18 protein-coding genes are annotated in these 18,823 nt (G+C 59.5%); 15 read left to right on the top strand and 3 right to left on the bottom strand.

Features of this window, described 5'->3' with window-relative positions; all coding sequences use genetic code 11:
• Positions 1–185: 185 nt before the first annotated feature.
• Positions 186–500: a DUF6074 family protein gene (locus LPU83_RS58890; protein WP_024313263.1), complete on the bottom strand. Its 315-nt coding sequence runs from the start codon at positions 498–500 to the stop codon at positions 186–188.
• Positions 501–735: 235 nt separating this feature from the next.
• On the opposite strand from LPU83_RS58890, the gene LPU83_RS58895 reads away from it, so the two are divergent.
• From LPU83_RS58895 to LPU83_RS58940, 11 genes are all read left to right on the top strand, one after another.
• Positions 736–1,380 (top strand): lysophospholipid acyltransferase family protein, encoded by a 645-nt coding sequence (locus LPU83_RS58895; RefSeq protein WP_024313262.1) that lies wholly within the window; start codon positions 736–738, stop codon positions 1,378–1,380.
• Positions 1,377–2,327 carry a phosphatidate cytidylyltransferase gene (locus tag LPU83_RS58900; RefSeq protein WP_024313261.1) on the top strand — a complete coding sequence of 317 codons (951 nt, stop codon included), beginning with the start codon at positions 1,377–1,379 and terminating at the stop codon, positions 2,325–2,327. Before LPU83_RS58895 ends, LPU83_RS58900 begins: the two co-directional genes overlap by 4 nt.
• The gene (locus LPU83_RS58905; protein WP_024313260.1) at positions 2,324–2,716 is read left to right on the top strand and encodes a hypothetical protein; all 393 of its coding nucleotides are present in this window, start codon (positions 2,324–2,326) and stop codon (positions 2,714–2,716) included. The genes LPU83_RS58900 and LPU83_RS58905 overlap by 4 nt, the downstream gene beginning before the upstream one ends.
• Entirely contained in the window at positions 2,713–3,366 is a 654-nt protein-coding gene (locus LPU83_RS58910) for a CDP-alcohol phosphatidyltransferase family protein (RefSeq protein WP_024313259.1), read from the top strand. Before LPU83_RS58905 ends, LPU83_RS58910 begins: the two co-directional genes overlap by 4 nt.
• Before the next feature lie 436 nt (positions 3,367–3,802).
• A complete protein-coding gene (locus LPU83_RS58915; protein ID WP_037070139.1) occupies positions 3,803–3,892 on the top strand; it encodes a K(+)-transporting ATPase subunit F in 90 nt (29 codons plus the stop codon).
• 61 nt (positions 3,893–3,953) lie between these two features.
• The gene (gene kdpA, locus LPU83_RS58920) at positions 3,954–5,657 is read left to right on the top strand and encodes a potassium-transporting ATPase subunit KdpA (RefSeq protein ID WP_024313258.1); all 1,704 of its coding nucleotides are present in this window, start codon (positions 3,954–3,956) and stop codon (positions 5,655–5,657) included.
• An 8-nt stretch (positions 5,658–5,665) separates the two neighbouring features.
• Positions 5,666–5,821 (top strand): hypothetical protein, encoded by a 156-nt coding sequence (locus LPU83_RS73170; protein WP_167546216.1) that lies wholly within the window; start codon positions 5,666–5,668, stop codon positions 5,819–5,821.
• 41 nt (positions 5,822–5,862) lie between these two features.
• Positions 5,863–7,950: a potassium-transporting ATPase subunit KdpB gene (gene kdpB, locus LPU83_RS58925; protein ID WP_024313257.1), complete on the top strand. Its 2,088-nt coding sequence runs from the start codon at positions 5,863–5,865 to the stop codon at positions 7,948–7,950.
• Between the two features lie 12 nt (positions 7,951–7,962).
• Positions 7,963–8,532, top strand: coding sequence for a potassium-transporting ATPase subunit KdpC (gene kdpC / locus LPU83_RS58930; protein ID WP_024313256.1), 570 nt, complete (start codon positions 7,963–7,965; stop codon positions 8,530–8,532).
• A gap of 62 nt (positions 8,533–8,594) precedes the next feature.
• On the top strand, positions 8,595–11,303 hold the full coding sequence (locus LPU83_RS58935) for a sensor histidine kinase (protein WP_024313255.1): 2,709 nt from the start codon (positions 8,595–8,597) through the stop codon (positions 11,301–11,303).
• On the top strand, positions 11,300–12,004 hold the full coding sequence (locus tag LPU83_RS58940) for a response regulator transcription factor (protein ID WP_037070141.1): 705 nt from the start codon (positions 11,300–11,302) through the stop codon (positions 12,002–12,004). The genes LPU83_RS58935 and LPU83_RS58940 overlap by 4 nt, the downstream gene beginning before the upstream one ends.
• A 6-nt stretch (positions 12,005–12,010) precedes the next feature.
• Here the strand turns inward: LPU83_RS58940 and LPU83_RS58945 are convergent, their stop codons facing one another.
• Positions 12,011–12,793, bottom strand: a complete 783-nt coding sequence (locus tag LPU83_RS58945; RefSeq protein WP_024313253.1) for a class I SAM-dependent methyltransferase — start codon at positions 12,791–12,793, stop codon at positions 12,011–12,013.
• Positions 12,794–13,125: 332 nt separating this feature from the next.
• Between LPU83_RS58945 and galE the strand changes: the two genes are divergently transcribed.
• Positions 13,126–14,109 (top strand): UDP-glucose 4-epimerase GalE, encoded by a 984-nt coding sequence (galE, locus tag LPU83_RS58950; RefSeq protein WP_024313252.1) that lies wholly within the window; start codon positions 13,126–13,128, stop codon positions 14,107–14,109.
• 155 nt (positions 14,110–14,264) lie between these two features.
• Here galE and LPU83_RS58960 read toward each other — a convergent pair whose 3' ends face one another.
• Positions 14,265–14,774 carry a DUF1993 domain-containing protein gene (locus tag LPU83_RS58960; RefSeq protein ID WP_024313251.1) on the bottom strand — a complete coding sequence of 170 codons (510 nt, stop codon included), beginning with the start codon at positions 14,772–14,774 and terminating at the stop codon, positions 14,265–14,267.
• Positions 14,775–15,096: 322 nt separating this feature from the next.
• Here LPU83_RS58960 and LPU83_RS58965 point away from each other — a divergent pair, with 322 nt between their 5' ends.
• The 3 genes from LPU83_RS58965 (at position 15,097) to LPU83_RS58975 (ending at position 18,695) form a co-directional block, all read left to right on the top strand.
• Positions 15,097–16,026 (top strand): sugar ABC transporter substrate-binding protein, encoded by a 930-nt coding sequence (locus LPU83_RS58965; protein ID WP_024313250.1) that lies wholly within the window; start codon positions 15,097–15,099, stop codon positions 16,024–16,026.
• A gap of 70 nt (positions 16,027–16,096) precedes the next feature.
• Positions 16,097–17,638 carry a sugar ABC transporter ATP-binding protein gene (locus LPU83_RS58970; RefSeq protein WP_024313249.1) on the top strand — a complete coding sequence of 514 codons (1,542 nt, stop codon included), beginning with the start codon at positions 16,097–16,099 and terminating at the stop codon, positions 17,636–17,638.
• Positions 17,639–17,669: 31 nt separating this feature from the next.
• Positions 17,670–18,695, top strand: coding sequence for an ABC transporter permease (locus LPU83_RS58975; RefSeq protein WP_024313248.1), 1,026 nt, complete (start codon positions 17,670–17,672; stop codon positions 18,693–18,695).
• Positions 18,696–18,823: the final 128 nt, after the last annotated feature.

Raw genomic sequence — 18,823 nt, forward strand, 5'->3', positions numbered from 1 at the left:
GGGTCTTTGGAGATCCGCGCGCAATGAGGATGCTAGCACCGGGCGCACGGTATTTCTGAACCAAGAAGGCTCGTCTTGCGCAACGTATGGAAAAGAATTGGCCGTCGGGACGACAAATTCGCCCGATCGGGCCGCCCGATGAAGTCAGGCAACCCAATGGGCGGCAAGAGCCGATGGCTGTGAGATTAGCGCTTTATGGCGCGGCCGCTGCGGCTTTCGGAGAGCGCGCGCACCTGATGGCGGCGAACGAGCTCGGCCTGTACCTCAGCCTGAAATGTCATGATCTGGTCGCGAACCTCAGCTTCGGAGCAGCCGAGCAACGTCAGCTCGTCCGCCAGCCGGCGGCATTCCGTCTTCCAGAAGCGCACTGCGTCCTCACCGTGGCTACGATCCAACTCGGCCGCACACCGATCAATGTCACCGGCGCGCGACGCGACCGGGAAAATAACGATCTCGCTTGTCGTCATTGCTTGCAGAGTTTTGTTTGACTGTACTGGCATCGACTCGTTCCGTTGTGTCCGACTCATTCCTAGCTGACCATGGTTAACGCTTTCCCCATCACGTCAGGCGAACGCATTGCTTCGGCTCACCGCGGGTCGCATCAGCCGTCGCTGACACGCTCAGCGGCGGGTACTTTGAGCGCTGTCTTCCGCCACAAGCAGGACTTCCTAACCGTCAAAAATGCCGCTACGCTTCTGCAAGCTGCTTTGTCGATGCAGCGGGGGGCTGAAATCGGTGAGAAGTGTGATCGCGAAGCCTGTCGCGGCGGCCATCGTGGTGTTCGCCCGTGCAATTACTGCAGTGCGCGCCATCTGGCCGAATGACGGCATTCCCGAGGGGCAATGTGTTTATTTTGCCAATCATTCCAGCCATGGCGATTTCATTCTGGTCTGGGCTGTCCTGCCGCCGAGTTTGAGACGCCGAACACGCCCTGTCGCTGGCGCGGAATATTGGCTGAAATCGTCGATCAACCGTTTCATCGGCCGCGACGTCTTCGACGCAGTGCTTATCGAGCGGGATCGCGACAAGCGCACCCGCGATCCGATTGAAGTCATGGCCGAGGTGGTCGATTCCGGGGCGTCGCTGATTCTCTTTCCCGAAGGCACGCGCAACCAGACAGAGGCGCAACTGCTGCCATTCAAAAGCGGGCTTTTCCATCTCGCCTCGACCCGGCCGGGCATTCAGCTCGTGCCGGTCTGGATCAACAATCTCAATCGCGTCATGCCAAAGGGCGAGATCGTCCCGATCCCCCTTATCTGTACCGTGACCTTCGGCAACTCCATGCAAATCGAAGCCGGCGAGAGCAAGGAAATCTTCCTCGAAAGGGCGCGCACGGCGCTCCTCGATCTGTCACCAAAACACCCAGGCGGTCACGAATGAATGCAACAAACTCCGACCTGTGGACGCTTGTCCTTGGTATCTTCACGCTCCTCGTCGTTTCCTCGGCCATTGGCTACCTGCTGCAGCGACGCCTGCCCGCCGGTAAGTCAAATGCCGCAATCGAAAACCTGAACGCGCGCATCACCGCATGGTGGATCATGGTCATCCTGATCGGCCTTGCCTTTCTCGCCGGTCGGATCGGTGTGCTGCTGCTTTTTGGCTTCTGTTCTTTCGCGGCGTTGCGCGAATTCATTACCCTGACCGACACCAAACGTGCGGATCATTGGGCGCTCGCGGCTGCCTTCTTCGTCGTGCTGCCGATCCAGTATTGGCTGCTGTGGGAGAAGCAATACGGTATCTTCTCGATCTTCATCCCAGTCTACGCGTTCCTGCTGATGCCAATCATCTCCGTGTTGCGCGGCGATACCGAGCGTTTCCTGATACGCATTGCCGAAGTGCAATGGGCACTGATGATCTGCGTATTCTGCGCCTCACACGTTCCGGCATTGCTGACGCTGACGATCCCGGGCTACGAAGGCCGCAACGTTCTTCTGATCGCCTTCCTGGTGATCATCGTTCAGCTTAGCGATGTCCTGCAATATGTCTGGGGCAAGCTGCTCGGTCGAACCAAGATCGCGCCAAGCCTGTCTCCGTCAAAGACTGTGGAAGGCTTTGTCGGCGGCGTGGTCAGTGCGACATTGATCGGCGCCGCCCTGTGGTGGATCACGCCATTTACGCCGTTTCAAGCTGGGGTCCTGGCCTTCGTCATCACGATGATGGGCTTCTTCGGCGGTCTCGTCATGTCGGCAATCAAGCGAGACCGCGGGGTCAAGGACTGGGGCCATCTGATCGAAGGCCACGGCGGATTGATCGATCGGCTCGACTCCGTGGTGTTTTCCGCGCCGATCTTCTTCCACATTGTCCGCTATTGGTGGTCGACCACATGATGGCACCCGTTCGCCGGCTTGCCCAAAGCAGTGTGACGCACGTGCTTTTCGCGTTCGTCGCCATGGGCGGTTGGGCGGTCCTTGCCAACAGCAATCACTCTCCGCAACGGGCGCTGCTGGCCGGCATTGTGCAGGGCGCACTCTCAGCCTGTCTCACCCTCTTTCTCAAGACGGTGATCGAACGGCTCTCGAAGCAGTTCAAGGGGGGCGCCGGTCTCTGGGCGCCACCGTTGATCGCATGTCTTGCCTCGACTGCCGTGCTGATCTCGATCCACGCATTGAGCGGCACGCCGGAGATCCTGAGAACCATCGCGGTTCCGCTGGCCGTCTCGACGAGCTACGCGGCGGTTTACAACTACTTTCTCTATCGAAAGAGGATCAGCGCATGACGGAAACGGGGGATCGGCGGCCGCTGGCAAGCAGAGACACCCAATGGGCGCGGCGCATTGCACAATGGCTGGCGACGAGGTCGGTCACTCCGAACCAAATCTCTCAGGCAAGTATGGTCGCGGCGGCGATGGCGGGCGGTTCGTTCTTCCTTGCCGGATCTGAAATGGGATGGGCGCGGGCTCTTCTCCTTGTGTTCGCGGCCGCCTTCTGCCAGCTGCGTCTCTTGTGCAATCTCTTCGATGGCATGGTTGCCGTCGAAGGTGGCAAGGGTGCAGCCGACGGACCGTTCTGGAACGAATTCCCCGACCGTGTCGCGGATATCCTGATCCTGGTCGGTGTGGGATATGGCATCGGATCGCCCGGGTTCGGCTGGGCAGCGGCGTCGTTTGCCGTGCTGACGGCGTATGTTCGCGAGCTCGGTCGAGCAACGGGAACGGCGAGCGACTTCTCTGGCCCGATGGCAAAGCAGCACCGAATGGCGACAATCACGGCTGCAGCGGTTCTCTCCGTTCTCGAGCCACTGTGGAACGGCCACAACCAAATCCTGGTCGCAGCCCTCTGGCTGATTGCCGTCGGCGCGGCGTTCACAGCCATGCGGCGGAGTAGAAACCTCGTTCGAAACCTGAACGCGGGGCACACCCACAACTGACAGATTTCCTTTTGTCATCGTCAGGCGTACCGAAAAGCCCGAAAGTGCGCTTTGCAGCCGAATGGCCGGGCAATAGAACAACCGCGTCGCTTCTTCTTTTCCCCGAAGCGGCCTAGGACTAGCCTCGCTTCGGCGAGGCATTTTTCTTCCATCTGCATTTATAAGATTTTTATATCCGCGGCCCGCCGCCGATCTCGAACGCTTATGCGGTTCGGTCGCATATTAATGTCCGAGAGATCCAAGGATCATCTCCACGCCAGAAAGCATGAAAGGTGCCATCCGGTGGATGGCGCCCTTTGTCTTGTCTGACTCCAAAAGAACAACAGGAGTCAAGATCGATGATGGACATAGTTCTACTCGCGACAGCAATCGTATTTTTCGCCCTCTGCTTTGCTTACACCAAAGCCTGCGACCGGCTTTGACCGGAGGAAACGCCATGACCCTCGACTATATTCTCAGCGGTGCCGTCACCGTATTTCTCGCGATTTACCTCACATACGCTCTCATTCGCCCCGAGCGCTTCTAGCATCGCGCCCTCTCCCATTGCGCGACAGGCGGAACCAATCGGGTATTGAAAGTTACCTCCCATGACCCTCAACGGATGGCTTCAGATTCTGCTCTACTGCGGGATCATCATCGTGCTCGTCAAACCGCTCGGCGGTTACATGACTCGCGTTTTCAGTGGCGAACGCACGTTTCTCTCACCGGTCCTCGCTCCGATCGAACGGGGACTTTACGCGCTTGCAGGCACCAGTGAGCGCGAGGACCAGCACTGGACTTCCTACGCATTTGCGATGCTGATGTTCAACCTGCTCGGCGTCGTCGTTCTCTATGCATTGCTGCGCTTGCAGGCTGTCCTGCCCTATAACCCGGCCGGCATGGCTGCCGTCGGGCCGGAGCTTTCCTTCAACACCGCCACGAGCTTCGTCAGCAATACCAACTGGCAGAACTACGGCGGCGAAAGCACGATGTCTTATCTCAGCCAGATGGCGGGCCTAACCGTTCAGAATTTCGTGTCTGCCGCGACCGGTATGGCAATCGCGATTGGCCTCATCCGCGCCTTCTCGCGTGCTTCGGGCAAGGCAATCGGCAATTTCTGGGTCGATATGGTCCGCAGCACGCTCTATGTGTTGCTGCCGATCTGCATCGGGCTGACGCTGGTCTATGTCTATCTTGGCGTCCCGCAGACCCTGGGTCCCTATGTCGATGCAACAACCCTCGAGGGCGCCAAGCAGACAATCGCCCTCGGCCCGGTCGCCTCGCAACTCGCCATCAAGATGCTTGGCACGAACGGCGGCGGCTTCTTCAATGTAAACTCTGCGCATCCGTTCGAGAACCCCGACAACATCTCGAACATGATCCAGATGGTCTCGATCTTCGCAATTGGCGCCGCCTTCACCAACGTCTTCGGCCGGATGGTCGGCAACCAGCGCCAGGGCTGGGCCATTCTTGCAACCATGGGCATCCTCTTCATTGCCGGCGTGGCTGTCACCTACTGGGCTGAAGCCGCTGGCAATCCGCTGATGCATGCCTTTGGCCTGCAGGGCGGCAACATGGAAGGCAAGGAAGTGCGCTTCGGCGTCGCCATGTCCTCGCTCTTTGCGGTGATCACGACGGCGGCTTCCTGCGGCGCCGTCAACGCCATGCACGGCAGCTTCACGGCGCTCGGTGGGCTCATTCCGCTGATCAACATGCAGCTCGGCGAAGTCATCGTTGGCGGCGTTGGCGCGGGCTTCTACGGCATCATCCTCTTCATCATCGTCGCTGTCTTCGTGGCAGGCCTCATGGTGGGCCGCACACCGGAATATCTTGGCAAGAAGATCGAGGCGAAGGAGATGAAGATGGCCGTTCTCGCCATCCTTTGCCTGCCGCTCGCCATGCTGGTCTTCACCGCGATCGCCAGTGTGCTGCCCTCCGCGGTCGCCTCGATCGGCACGGCTGGCCCGCACGGTTTCTCCGAAATCCTCTATGCCTATACGTCCGCTGCGGCGAACAACGGCTCGGCTTTCGGCGGCCTGACGGGTAACACTCCCTGGTACAACATCACGCTCGGTATCGGCATGCTGATGGGCCGCTTCCTGGTCATCGTTCCGGCTCTTGCGATCGCAGGTTCGCTGGTTACCAAGAAGACGGTTCCCGCCTCGGCAGGTACGTTCCCGACCGATGGCCCACTCTTCGTCGGCCTTCTCAGCGGTACGATCCTGATCGTCGGCGGCCTGACCTTCTTCCCGGCGCTGGCGCTTGGCCCGGTCATCGAGCACCTGGTCATGATCGCCGGCCAGACCTTCTGAGGTGAAGCATGATCCTTCGTCACAGGCTTCGCAAATCCTTCAATCCACGTCCCGGTTCGCCGGGACGGGACAGCCAGCGGATGACCCGTGCCTCCGGCATCATTCTCGTGATACTCGCCGGTCTCCTCGTCATCGTCGCGGTACTTCGGATCCTACACGGCTGATCGCACAACGGTCGCCTTACTCTTTCAAGCTGGAGTCTCTTATGAGCCAGGCAAAATCAGCGAGCGTCATGGATACTCGCATTCTCATTCCGGCCGTGGGCGCTGCCTTCAAGAAGCTGAACCCGCGCACCCTTGCCAAGAACCCGGTCATGTTTGTCGTGGCCACGGTTTCGGCGTTGACCACCCTCCTTTTCATCCGCGATCTCGTCACCGGCGGTGAAAATCTCGGCTTCTCCTTCCAGATCAACCTCTGGCTCTGGTTCACCGTGCTCTTCGCCAACTTCGCCGAAGCAGTCGCCGAGGGGCGAGGCAAGGCGCAGGCGGACTCGCTGCGCAAAGCCCGCACCGAGACCCAGGCAAAACTGCTGACGGCCAATAACGGCACAGGCTACCGCCTCGTCCCGGGCACGAGCCTGAAGGTCGGCGATCTCGTCCTCGTCGAGGCTGGCGACATCATTCCCTCTGACGGCGAGGTGGTCGAAGGCGTGGCCTCGGTCAACGAGGCCGCAATCACCGGCGAGTCCGCCCCTGTCATCCGCGAGTCCGGCGGTGACCGTTCAGCGGTTACCGGCGGCACACAGGTTCTCTCCGATTGGATTCGCGTCCGCATCACCGCCGCTGCCGGGTCCACCTTCCTCGACCGCATGATCTCTCTTGTCGAAGGCGCGGAGCGCCAGAAGACTCCAAACGAAATCGCGCTCAACATCCTGCTCGCAGGCATGACGCTGATCTTCGTTCTGGCAACCGCCACGATCCCGAGCTTTGCAAGCTATGCCGGCGGGTCTATTCCAATCATCATCCTCGTTGCTCTCTTCGTGACACTGATCCCGACCACGATCGGGGCGCTTCTTTCGGCGATCGGCATTGCCGGCATGGACCGTCTCGTGCGCTTCAACGTGCTTGCCATGTCGGGTCGCGCCGTTGAGGCAGCCGGTGACGTCGATACATTGCTCCTTGACAAGACGGGAACGATCACCCTCGGCAACCGTCAGGCGACGATGTTCCGCCCGGTACGCGGCGTTTCCGAACAGGACCTCGCCGACGCGGCGCAGCTTGCGTCGCTCGCTGACGAAACGCCGGAAGGCCGGTCGATCGTCGTGCTTGCCAAAGAGATATACGGCATCCGCGGCCGCGACATGGCGAGCCTGAAGGCCACCTTCGTACCCTTCACTGCACAGACGCGAATGAGCGGCGTGGATGTCGAAGGCTCGTCGATCCGCAAGGGCGCCGTCGATGCCGTCCTTGCCTACGTCGGCGCCGCGCTTGCACCGGTTTCCGGCAATGCGGCTGTCGCCATCCGCAGCAACACAGAGGTCGTGCGGGAACTGCAGGCCATCGCTGATGAAATCGCCAAGGCAGGAGGCACGCCGCTGGCTGTCGCCCGCGACGGACGCCTTCTCGGCATCATCCAGCTGAAAGATATCGTCAAGGGCGGTATTCGTGAGCGCTTCGTCGAACTGCGCCGGATGGGCATCCGCACGGTCATGATCACTGGTGACAACCCGATGACGGCGGCTGCAATCGCCGCCGAAGCCGGCGTGGACGACTTCCTCGCGCAGGCGACACCTGAGAACAAGCTGTCCCTGATCCGTGAGGAACAGGCCAAGGGCAAGCTCGTTGCCATGTGCGGCGACGGCACGAACGACGCCCCCGCACTCGCCCAGGCCGATGTCGGCGTCGCCATGAACACCGGTACGGTCGCCGCCCGCGAAGCCGGCAACATGGTCGACCTTGACAGCGACCCGACGAAGCTCATCGAAATCGTCGAGATCGGTAAGCAGCTGCTGATGACGCGTGGCGCGCTGACGACCTTCTCGATCGCCAACGACATCGCCAAGTATTTTGCCATTATCCCGGCAATGTTCCTGGCGTTCTATCCGCAGCTCGGCGTGCTGAACATCATGGGGCTCGCGACACCGCAGAGCGCCATCCTGTCGGCCATCATCTTCAACGCGCTGATCATCGTCGCGCTGATCCCCCTGTCGCTCAAAGGCGTGAAGTACCGCGCGATCGGCGCCGGCGCGCTGCTTTCCCGCAACCTACTCGTCTACGGCCTCGGCGGCATCATCGTCCCGTTCATCGGCATCAAGGCGATCGACATGGTCATCACGGCCATCGGTCTCGCTTAAGGAGTTGACATCATGTTGAAAGAACTTCGTCCGGCAATCGTTATGATCGTTGCCACCACGGCTATTACCGGCCTACTCTACCCGCTCGCCATGACCGGCGCCGCGCAAGCGCTCTTCCCGGCGCAAGCAAACGGCAGCTTGATAGAAAAGGACGGCAAGGTGATCGGTTCGACGCTGATCGGCCAGGCGTTCACGAGCGATAAATACTTCCACGGTCGTCCTTCTGCCGCGGGCGATGGATACAACGCCGCCTCATCGTCGGGCTCGAACCTTGGCCCGACCAGCCAGAAGCTGCTTGATCGCGTAAAGGCTGACTATGAGACAGCAAAGGCGACCAATCCGAATGCGGAGGTACCGATCGACCTCGTAACCGCCTCGGGCAGTGGCCTCGACCCGCATATTTCACCTGAGGCTGCCTACTTCCAGATACCGCACGTGGCCAAGGCCCGCGGCACGGATGAAGCCAAGCTGAAGGCGATTGTCGATGCCGCCATCGATCACCCCGAACTCGGCATTCTCGGTGAAGCCACCGTCAATGTTCTGGCATTGAACCAGTCCCTTGATGCTTCTATGTCTCAGTAAGGTTGAAAGCCCCGGGCGCCTGCGTGCGCCCGGGGTTTGCTCGTCAGGGAAAGATGACACGCATGCCGGAAGACAACCGCGACAAGGTCGGCAGGCCCTCGCCGGATGCGCTGCTTGAGAAGGCGCGTCAGGAGACCCGCGGCCGTCTGAAAATCTTCCTCGGCGCAGCGCCCGGGGTGGGCAAGACCTATGAGATGCTGGAATCGGGCCGCGCTAAGATCTCCGATGGCGTCGACGTGGTGATCGGCATCGTCGAGACCCATGGGCGCAAGGAAACCCAGGCGCTGGTCGACGGCTTCGAAGTCATTCCCCGCGTCAAGATCGACTACAAGGGCCGCCCGCTCGAGGAGATGGATATCGACGCCATCCTCGCACGCCATCCGAGCCTCGTTCTCGTTGACGAACTCGCACATACGAACGCCGAGGGTAGCCGTCATCCGAAGCGCTACCTCGACGTGAAGGAATTGCTCGACGGCGGCATCGACGTCTATTCGACGCTGAACATCCAGCATGTCGAGAGCCTGAACGACGTCGTCTCACAGATCACCCGCATCCGCGTCCGCGAGACCGTTCCGGATTCGATCATAGACATGGCCGACGACGTCGAGATCATCGATCTGACGCCAGATGATCTGATCAAGCGACTGCATGACGGCAAGGTCTATGTTCCGAAGACTGCCGAGCGGGCTCTGACCAACTATTTCACTCCCGGCAACCTGACCGCGCTGCGCGAACTCGCATTGCGCAAAACCGCGCAGCGTGTCGACGACCAGCTTCTGACCCACATGCAAGCGCATGCCATCCCCGGTCCCTGGGCTGCCGGTGAACGGGTTCTTGTGTCTGTCGATCAGCATCCACGCTCCACCTCGCTGGTGCGCTACGCGTCTCGAATGGCTGCGCGACTGCGGGCGCCATGGGCAGCCGTCTATGTCGAAACCAACCGGTCGATCAATCTGACTGAGGCCGACCGCGACACGATTGCAGCCACGCTTCGGCTGGCTGAACAGCTGGGCGGCGAGGCAATCACCATTCCCGGCCGCGAGGTCTCCGAGGAGCTGGTCCGGCACGCCGCGGCCAACAATGTCACGCATATCGTCATCGGCGCACCCAGCAAGCCGTCATGGCGTGACTGGTTGCACCGTTCCATAGCCGACGATCTGATCAGAAAGTCTGGCAATATCAGCGTTCACGTGATTTCGGGCAGTGAGAAGGAAGGGACATCCACGCGCGGCGTCAACGCCGCTCCTTCTTCGCCAGCATTCAATATCCAAGCCTATCTCTCCGCCACCACCTATGTCGCAATCGCGCTCATTGTCGGGGTCGTGCTCGATCAAGTTCTTGATGTCCGCAACCTTGCCCTCGTGTTCCTGATGGCCGTGCTGACCTCAGCCGTCATTCACGGCCTTCGTCCAGCGCTCTACACCTGCATCCTCAGCGCGCTATCCTTCAATTTCTTCTTCCTGCCGCCCCGCTACACGCTGACGATCAGCGATCCGGAGAGCGTGCTTGCGCTGTTCTTCTTCCTGGGCGTCGCCGTCATCGCGAGCAACCTGACCGCAACGGTCCAACGCCAGGCCGCGGCGGCCCGGCAGCGCGCCAGAACGACGGAGGACCTCTACCTGTTTTCCAAGAAACTGGCCGGCACCGGCACGCTCGATGACGTTTTGTGGGCCACAGCATTCCAATTGGCCTCGATGCTCAAGGTGCGGGTCGTCCTTCTGCTTCCTGAAGAAGGCACCATCGCCGTTAAAGCCGGCTATCCGCCGGATGACACGCTGGACGAGGCAGACATTGCGGCCGCCCGGTGGGCCTGGGAGCATAATCACGCTGCCGGTCGCGGCGCCGACACCCTGCCCGGCGCCAAGCGCCTCTATGTGCCGCTGCGAACCGGACGCGCAGCCGTGGGCGTGATCGGCCTGGACAATGATAGACGCGACGGCCGGCTCCTGATGCCCGAGCAGCAACGTCTTCTCGACGCATTGGCGGACCAGGCGGCGCTGGCGATCGAGCGCATTCAACTCGTGGCAGATGTTGATCGCGCAAGACTTGCTGCCGAAGCCGACCGTTTGCGCTCTGCCCTGCTGACCTCGATCTCGCATGACCTGAAGACGCCGCTCGCGGCTATCCTTGGCGCTGCGGGCACACTCCGCGACTATCTCGATTCCATGTCTCAGGAAGATCGCGTCGATCTTCTCTCGACCGTCATCGACGAATCGGAGCGGCTCAATCGCTTTATCGCCAACCTGCTCGATATGACGAAGATCGAGTCTGGGGCGATGGAGCCGAACTATGCGCTGCACTACCCGGGCGACATTGCCGGCAGCGCGTTGCGCCGCGCCGAGAAAATTCTCGCACACCACAAGACCGTCGTGACAATTCCCGCGGACCTGCCGATGGTTCGCGTTGACCCGGTATTGTTCGAGCAGGTGCTTTTCAATCTGCTCGACAATGCTGCCAAATATGCGCCGCAAGGATCATCGATCCGTATCGATGGGTGGGCGGACGGATACAATGTCATGATTCAGGTTTCGGACAAGGGACCCGGTATTCCGCCCGCTGACGTGGATCGCGTCTTCGATACATTCTATCGCGTGCGCAAGGGTGATCAGGTTCGAGCGGGAACGGGCCTCGGCTTGTCAATCTGTCGAGGTTTTGTCGAGGCGATGGGCGGCACGATCACAGCCGCAAATCGCTCCGATCGTTCCGGTGCCGTCTTCACCATCCGTCTTCCAAAACCAAATGAGATTCAGAAACTGGATGAGCTCCAATGACCGGTTCAGCCGTAAAAATTCTCGTCGTCGACGACGAGCCTCCGATCCGCAAGCTGCTTCGCGTTGGCCTCACCGCGCAAGGCTATGAGGTGCACGAGGCGCCGAACGGCGCTGCGGCCCTACAATCGGCCAAGGACGAGCCACCTGATCTGATCGTGCTCGACCTTGGCCTGCCGGACAAATCAGGTCACGAACTGTTGAGGGAGTGGAGAGACGCGGGCCTTACCTTGCCGATCGTGATCCTCTCCAGCCGCACAGACGAAACGGGTATCGTCAACGCCCTCGAGGCTGGGGCCGACGACTACCTGACAAAGCCGTTTGGCATGAACGAACTCGGCGCCCGGCTCCGTGTTGCCTTGCGTCATCGGTTACAACAACAGGGTGAGCGGGCGATCTTTCGGGCCGGAGGCCTGTCCATCGACCTCGTCAAGCGCATCGTCAAAATCGATGGCAGGGAAATCAAGCTCTCGCCCAAGGAATACGACATTCTGAGGGTCCTCGCCCAGCACGCAGGAAAGGTCCTGACCCATCAATTCCTGCTGAAGCAGATCTGGGGACCGGCTGCCGACGTGCAGTATTTGCGCGTCTACGTTCGCCAGCTGCGCCAGAAGATCGAACTGAGCCCGGACCAGCCGCAATACATCACGACGGAAACCGGTGTCGGATACAGGCTGAAAGAAGCAGACCCGCCGCCGGTCTAACTTGGTTCATCGGTAGGCACGCTCAGACAACGCACGCATGCCGAGCCCGACCATCACTTCGTAAGCGATGCGGCGCCGCATCGGATTGTGCAACCGGATCGCCGTCGAGCCGAGGAATTTGGTCTCAAGGTGATCGAATGCCTTGAGCTCGGTCGAAGTCTTGATCGTGCGCGAGTAGAACTCGTGAAACGCCTGGCGGCAAAGATAGGTCTTATATTTCGTCAGGCAGAAAACCGAAAAGCGACCGGCCCCTTCGCGCAGGAAGTCGGTTACCCCGGCGGTGACCTCCGGCCAAGCCGGATTGAAGGTGTCGTCGAAAACGATGATGCCATGCTCGGCAAGCGACGCGGCGGCAAGACGGCTATCGGCCTCGACGTGATGCAGCATATGGCCGCCGTCGATGCTGAAGAAGCGGACCATGCCGGCTCTTTCGATAATGTCCTCGGGCCTGAGCAGCGTGCTGTCGCTCTTGATGACGCGCGCTCCATCTACGGAAAGGCCGAGTTGGCGACCGCCCGCCACGAAACGGTCATATTGCGCGACACCGTGATCTGGCTTCACGATATCGAAGGGATCGATAGCCACGATCTTCTCCGCGTCTCCGCAGATTTTTCGCAACAGGAAGTAGGATCGGCCGTAGTAAACGCCTATCTCGGCTAAGCCGCCTTGCAAGGATGCCGCCTGCTGGGACCGCAAAATGGCGAGAAATACCAGCGCGTCAGGCGGATCAATGTATCCCTCGATCGCCTGAAGATCATGGAATATGAACTTTCTGATCGACGAAGTCATAGAGATACGCTTCCCGATTTATCGCAGATATTACCAGATTAAACTCCTCTCGCAGAAAATACGAATGCGTCTAAAATAATACAATAGAAGTACTTGGAAATATATTTTGTCGCGAGAACAATCCGAAGACCGCGTCTACGTTACTTTAAGACCTGGCCGCTGCGGGCGTTTCACGAACAGTAAATTCATCAGAAAAACTTCGGTCGAGCAATTTGCTAATGCCGTCGCCGACAAAATGAAGGCAACGCCCCTCCCCGTACGTTTCTTTCTTTTTCTCGCCATCGACCTGCCCTAAGTCTACCCTCATCCGAAACGGGAATTGAAGGTGGTGCATGGCAGGTGAAACGGTTCTGGTCGTGGGCGGTGCTGGGTATATCGGCTCGCACACGTGTCTCGATCTTGCGAACAAGGGCTTCAAGCCTATCGTTTTTGACAATTTCTCCAACGGACATCGCGAGTTCGTGAAGTGGGGACCTGCGGAAGAAGGCGACATTCGGGATCGGGCTCGTCTTGACGAGGTTCTGGCCAAGCACAAACCGGCCGCCATCCTACACTTTGCCGCGCTCATCGAGGTCGGTGAATCGGTAAAAGACCCGGTTGCTTTCTACGAAAACAACGTCATTGGCACGCTGACGCTATTGGCCGCCGCTCAGGCGGCTGGCGTCAAGGCATTCGTCTTTTCGTCTACTTGCGCAACCTATGGCTTGCCGCAGAGCGTGCCGCTCGATGAAACGCATCGTCAGGTGCCGATCAACCCATATGGCCAAACGAAATACATCATCGAGCAGGCGCTTGCCGACTATGACAGGTACACGGGGTTTCGATCTGTCGTGCTCCGCTACTTCAATGCAGCCGGGGCCGATTTCGAAGGTCGTGTCGGCGAGTGGCATCAGCCGGAAACCCACGCCATACCCTTGGCGATCGATGCCGCCCTCGGTCGCCGTGAAGGCTTCAAGGTGTTCGGCACCGACTATGAGACGCGTGATGGCACCTGTGTCCGCGACTACATCCATGTGCTCGACCTCGCCGACGCCCACGTCCGCGCCGTGGAGCATCTGCTGCGGGGCGGGGAGTCGATTGCTCTCAATCTCGGCACCGGCACGGGAACCACGGTGAAGGAACTGCTCAACACTATCGAGCGTGTGTCGGAGCGGCCGTTTCCTGTGGAATATGCCGGTCGTCGCGAAGGCGACTCGCACACGCTAGTTGCCAACAATGACAAGGCGCGGGAGATTCTCGGCTGGACGCCGCAATATGACCTGTCTCAGATCATCCGCTCGGCGTGGAACTGGCACGCAAAATCAAACCAGCACTGACATGCATCCATGACCGGTCGACCGAACATCCTGCTCATCACCGCGGACCAGCGGCGCGGTGATTGTCTGTCGGCGACCGGACATGCCTGCGTCGGGACGCCGAGCGCGCCGCCACGCATCTCACGAAACGGGGTCAGCCCCGGCGGTAAGTTCCATCAGGCGAGGCGTCCGAGATAGTCCATCTTGCCGACCGGAACGCCCTGGTTGCGCAGGATCGCGTGTGCCGTCGCAAGGTGGAAGAAGAAGTTCGGCAGTGCGAAGGTCATGACATACTCGTCGCCGCGGAACGTGATCTTGTTGCCCCCTGGCGAAAGAGCGATTTCCCGCGTTTCCGTTCCCTCGAGCGCAGCAGGCTCGACGGTAGCGAGATAGGCTTCCGTCTTGGCGACACGCTCGCGCAACTCGGTGATCGTCACTTCGTTGTCCTCGAATTTCGGCGCTTCGCTACCGGTCAGCCGCGCGATCGCCAATTTGGCGCTATCGGTCGCGCGTTGATACTGACCCGAGAATGGCAGCATGTCCGAAGACAACCGCGCGGCAACAAGATCGGCTCCGTCGATGCCTTTTTCTTTCGCGAAGTCGTCGGCTTTATCGAGATAGGTCTTCAAGGTTTCAAGACCGTGCTGGAAGACGGGAACTGTCAATCGGTACATCGAGATGGGCATCGGTTTCTCCATGGGAGGCAGCGAACTGCTGCCGTTGGCGCGTTTATATAGTTCGCAACATCGCGCTTTTCACCGCCATGGGGTTGTCCGGCGAGATTTTCGTAGGGCGTCGGCGACCTCGTCCTTGAATTGGACTTGACGCCCCTGGCAGAAAATGGAATGAATATTCCGCAATAGAAATTTTACGGTTCGTTTGTTCCGTTTCTTGACGGACGGCCAACGGGAGATGGCACACAGCGAACAGATACTGGCTTTTGGGCACTGCCCGAAGCTCCGGCGTGAGGAGGGTGCAGCCGGACACCGCTTTGTGGAGGAAAGAAAAATGAAGAAATTTATCATGGGCACTGCTATGGCGCTCGTCCTGTCGACGGCCGCTCACGCTGAGACCGTCGGCGTCTCTATGTCGAAGTTCGACGACAACTTCCTGACTGTTCTGCGCAACGGCATGCAGAACTATGCCAAGACGCTGAACGGTGTGACACTGCAGGTCGAAGACGCCCAGAACGACGTCGCCAAACAGCAGAGCCAGATCCAGAATTTCATTGCTTCCAAGGTCGACGCGATCATCGTCAACCCGGTTGACACCGACGCCACGGCAGCCATGTCGAAGATCGCAGCTGAAGCCGGCGTTCCGCTGGTTTATGTCAACCGTGAGCCGGTCAACGTTGACAGCCTACCGGACAAGCAGGCTTTCGTCGCTTCGAACGAGCAGGAATCTGGCACGCTCGAGACCAAGGAAGTGTGCCGTCTGCTCGGCGGTAAGGGCAAGGCTGTCATCCTGATGGGCGAACTCTCCAACCAGGCTGCTCGCATGCGCACCAAGGATGTCCATGATGTTGTCGCAACCGACGACTGCAAGGGTATCGAGCTCGTTGAGGAGCAGACGGCAAACTGGTCGCGCACAGAAGGTTCGGATTTGATGACCAACTGGCTCTCTAGCGGCATCGAATTCGACGCCGTCATCTCGAACAACGACGAAATGGCAATTGGCGCCATCCAGGCCCTCAAGGCGGCCGGCAAGGACCTCAGCAAGATCGTGATCGGCGGCGTTGACGCCACCCAAGACGCGCTTGCCGCGATGCAGGCCGGTGACCTCGACGTGACGGTCTTCCAGGACGCTGCCGGGCAGGGCAAGGGCTCGCTCGATGCGGCTCTGACGCTTGCAAAGGGCGAAAAGGTGGAGAAGAAGGTTTACATTCCTTTCCAGCTCGTCACGCCTGAGAACGTCAAGGACTTCGTCGCAAAGAACTAACGCTTTGGAGAGCCAGGATGCGGGACATGGTTCCGCATCCTTCTTCAGTCCCTGTCCGGGAGGAGATGAGATGGTTGTCAGCCCGTCTACAATGGCTGCAGTGCGTCAGAGTGGCGCTGTTCCGAATGCGGAATACCTGCTGAGCGCAGAAGGTGTCCGGAAGGAGTTTCCGGGTGTCGTCGCTCTCGACGACGTTCAGTTCCGGCTGAAGCGCGGCACAGTGCACGCTCTGATGGGCGAAAATGGCGCCGGCAAGTCGACACTGATGAAAATCCTCGCCGGCATCTATATTCCCGATAAGGGCGAAGTGCGCCTCAAGGGCGTAGAGATTCAGCTTAAATCACCGCTCGACGCGTTGGAAAACGGCATCGCCATGATCCATCAGGAACTGAACCTGATGCCGTTCATGACGGTCGCCGAGAACATCTGGATCCGTCGTGAGCCGAAGAACAAGTTCGGCTTCGTCGATCACGCGGCAATGTTCCGCCAGACCGACGAGCTGTTTCGACGGCTGAATATCGACATCGACCCCGAGATCCAGGTTAGCGAACTTTCGGTCGCCAACCGGCAGATGGTCGAGATCGCCAAGGCGGTCTCCTACAATTCCGACGTGCTGATCATGGATGAACCGACATCGGCGCTGACCGAGCGCGAGGTCGAGCATCTCTTCAGGATCATTCGCGACCTCAGGGCTCAAGGCATCGGCATCGTCTACATCACGCACAAGATGAACGAGCTGTTCGAGATTGCCGACGAATTCTCAGTGTTCCGTGATGGCCGTTATATCGGCACACATGCGTCAACGGACGTCACCCGCGATGACATCATCCGCATGATGGTCGGCCGCGAAATCACCCAGATGTTCCCGAAGGAGGAGGTGCCGATCGGCGACGTCGTCCTCTCGGTCAAGAACCTCTCGCTGAACAACGTCTTCCATGACGTTTCCTTTGACGTGCGATCGGGCGAGATCCTCGGCGTTGCCGGCCTCGTGGGATCAGGCCGATCCAACGTCGCCGAGACCTTGTTCGGTGTGACGCCGGCGACGTCGGGCACGATCGAGCTCTTCGGCAAGACGACAGACATCGCCTCGCCGACCGTCGCAATCCGGAATCGTATGGCATTCCTGACCGAGGACCGCAAAGACACAGGCTGTCTGCTGATCCTCAGCGTTCTCGAGAACATGCAGATCGCCGTTCTCCAGGACAGCTTCGTCAAGGGTGGCTTTGTGCAGGAAAGCTCGATCGAGGCGACTTGCGAAGACATGGCCAAGAAACTCCGGGTCAAGACCCCCAACCTCGATGAGCGCGTGGAAAACCTTTCCGGCGGCAACCAGCAGAAGGTTCTGATCGGTCGCTGGCTGCTTACGAAACCGAAGATCCTCATTCTCGACGAGCCGACACGCGGCATCGATGTCGGCGCCAAGGCCGAGATCCATCGTCTGGTGACGGAGATGGCGAGAAATGGAGTAGCAGTGATCATGATCTCGTCCGAAATGCCGGAAGTCTTGGGCATGAGCGACCGCATCATGGTGATGCACGAAGGGCGTGTAACCGGTTTTCTCAATCGCGACGAAGCAACGCAGATCAAGGTTATGGAGCTTGCCGCGCAGTGACGCGGCCTCCGGCAACCGAAGGGAGGATATCATGAATACAAACGCAGCTGAGGCGGCAGCCCCCCTCGCAACGCGCGCGCGCAGACGACGTGTTCCGCCTGAACTCAGCATTTTCCTCGTCCTGGTCGGCATTGCGCTCATCTATGAAATTCTGGGCTGGATTTTTGTGGGCCAGAGCTTCCTGTTCAATTCGCAGCGCCTGACGATCATGGTCCTTCAGGTCGCCGTCATCGGCATCATTGCGGTGGGTGTGACGCAAGTTATCATCACCGGCGGCATCGACCTATCATCCGGCTCGGTCGTCGGCATGACCGCGATGATTGCGGCAAGCTTCGCGCAGGCATCGACCTGGCCACGAGCGCTCTATCCTTCGCTGACCGACCTGCCCTTCTTCATCCCGATCGGCGTTGGCCTCCTCATCGGCCTCGCAGCCGGCTTTATCAACGGACAGCTGATCGCAAAGACCAAGATCCCGCCGTTCATCGCAACGCTGGGCATGATGGTCTCGGCGCGCGGCATTTCGAAGTGGTACACCAAGGGCCAGCCGGTTTCGGGGCTCACCGATCAGTTCAATTTCATCGGCACCGGCATTTGGCCCGTGATCGTTTTCCTCGTCGTCGCGCTGATCTTCCACATTGCGCTGCGCTATACCCGCTACGGCAAGTTCACCTATGCCATCGGCGCCAATGTGCAGGCTGCGCGGGTTTCCGGTATCAACATCGAAGCCCACCTGATCAAGGTTTACGCAATCGCCGGTCTCCTGGCGGGTCTTGCTGGCGTGGTCACGGCAGCCCGCGCCCAGACCGCGCAGGCCGGCATGGGTGTCATGTACGAACTGGACGCCATTGCTGCGACTGTTATCGGCGGTACGTCCCTGACGGGTGGCGTCGGCCGCATCACCGGAACAGTTATCGGCACGATCATTCTCGGCGTGATGACCTCGGGCTTCACCTTTCTCAGGGTTGATGCCTACTACCAGGAGATCGTCAAGGGGCTGATCATTGTGGCTGCCGTCGTGATCGACGTTTACCGGCAAAAGAAACGCGCCAAGCACTGACGAAAAGCACTTCGGAACGGGAGCCTTGGCTCCCGTTTTTTGTTTCCGCTAACCATTGATGCGGAAGCGCAAAATTTCTGAAAAAAGTGGTAGCGTATTCCGTCAGCTTTTCTATTCTGCGCTCTTCA

This window comes from Rhizobium favelukesii (genome assembly GCF_000577275.2).
GTDB classification, from domain to species: domain Bacteria; phylum Pseudomonadota; class Alphaproteobacteria; order Rhizobiales; family Rhizobiaceae; genus Rhizobium; species Rhizobium favelukesii.

Coding starts and splice junctions, on each gene's coding strand:
- LPU83_RS58890 (WP_024313263.1), bottom strand. CDS start 500: ATGCCAGTACAGTCAAACAAAACTCTGCAAGCAATGACGACAAGCGAG.
- LPU83_RS58900 (WP_024313261.1), top strand. CDS start 1,377: ATGAATGCAACAAACTCCGACCTGTGGACGCTTGTCCTTGGTATCTTC.
- LPU83_RS58905 (WP_024313260.1), top strand. CDS start 2,324: ATGATGGCACCCGTTCGCCGGCTTGCCCAAAGCAGTGTGACGCACGTG.
- LPU83_RS58910 (WP_024313259.1), top strand. CDS start 2,713: ATGACGGAAACGGGGGATCGGCGGCCGCTGGCAAGCAGAGACACCCAA.
- LPU83_RS58915 (WP_037070139.1), top strand. CDS start 3,803: ATGACCCTCGACTATATTCTCAGCGGTGCCGTCACCGTATTTCTCGCG.
- kdpA (WP_024313258.1), top strand. CDS start 3,954: ATGACCCTCAACGGATGGCTTCAGATTCTGCTCTACTGCGGGATCATC.
- LPU83_RS73170 (WP_167546216.1), top strand. CDS start 5,666: ATGATCCTTCGTCACAGGCTTCGCAAATCCTTCAATCCACGTCCCGGT.
- kdpB (WP_024313257.1), top strand. CDS start 5,863: ATGAGCCAGGCAAAATCAGCGAGCGTCATGGATACTCGCATTCTCATT.
- kdpC (WP_024313256.1), top strand. CDS start 7,963: ATGTTGAAAGAACTTCGTCCGGCAATCGTTATGATCGTTGCCACCACG.
- LPU83_RS58935 (WP_024313255.1), top strand. CDS start 8,595: ATGCCGGAAGACAACCGCGACAAGGTCGGCAGGCCCTCGCCGGATGCG.
- LPU83_RS58940 (WP_037070141.1), top strand. CDS start 11,300: ATGACCGGTTCAGCCGTAAAAATTCTCGTCGTCGACGACGAGCCTCCG.
- LPU83_RS58945 (WP_024313253.1), bottom strand. CDS start 12,793: ATGACTTCGTCGATCAGAAAGTTCATATTCCATGATCTTCAGGCGATC.
- galE (WP_024313252.1), top strand. CDS start 13,126: ATGGCAGGTGAAACGGTTCTGGTCGTGGGCGGTGCTGGGTATATCGGC.
- LPU83_RS58960 (WP_024313251.1), bottom strand. CDS start 14,774: ATGCCCATCTCGATGTACCGATTGACAGTTCCCGTCTTCCAGCACGGT.
- LPU83_RS58965 (WP_024313250.1), top strand. CDS start 15,097: ATGAAGAAATTTATCATGGGCACTGCTATGGCGCTCGTCCTGTCGACG.
- LPU83_RS58970 (WP_024313249.1), top strand. CDS start 16,097: ATGGTTGTCAGCCCGTCTACAATGGCTGCAGTGCGTCAGAGTGGCGCT.
- LPU83_RS58975 (WP_024313248.1), top strand. CDS start 17,670: ATGAATACAAACGCAGCTGAGGCGGCAGCCCCCCTCGCAACGCGCGCG.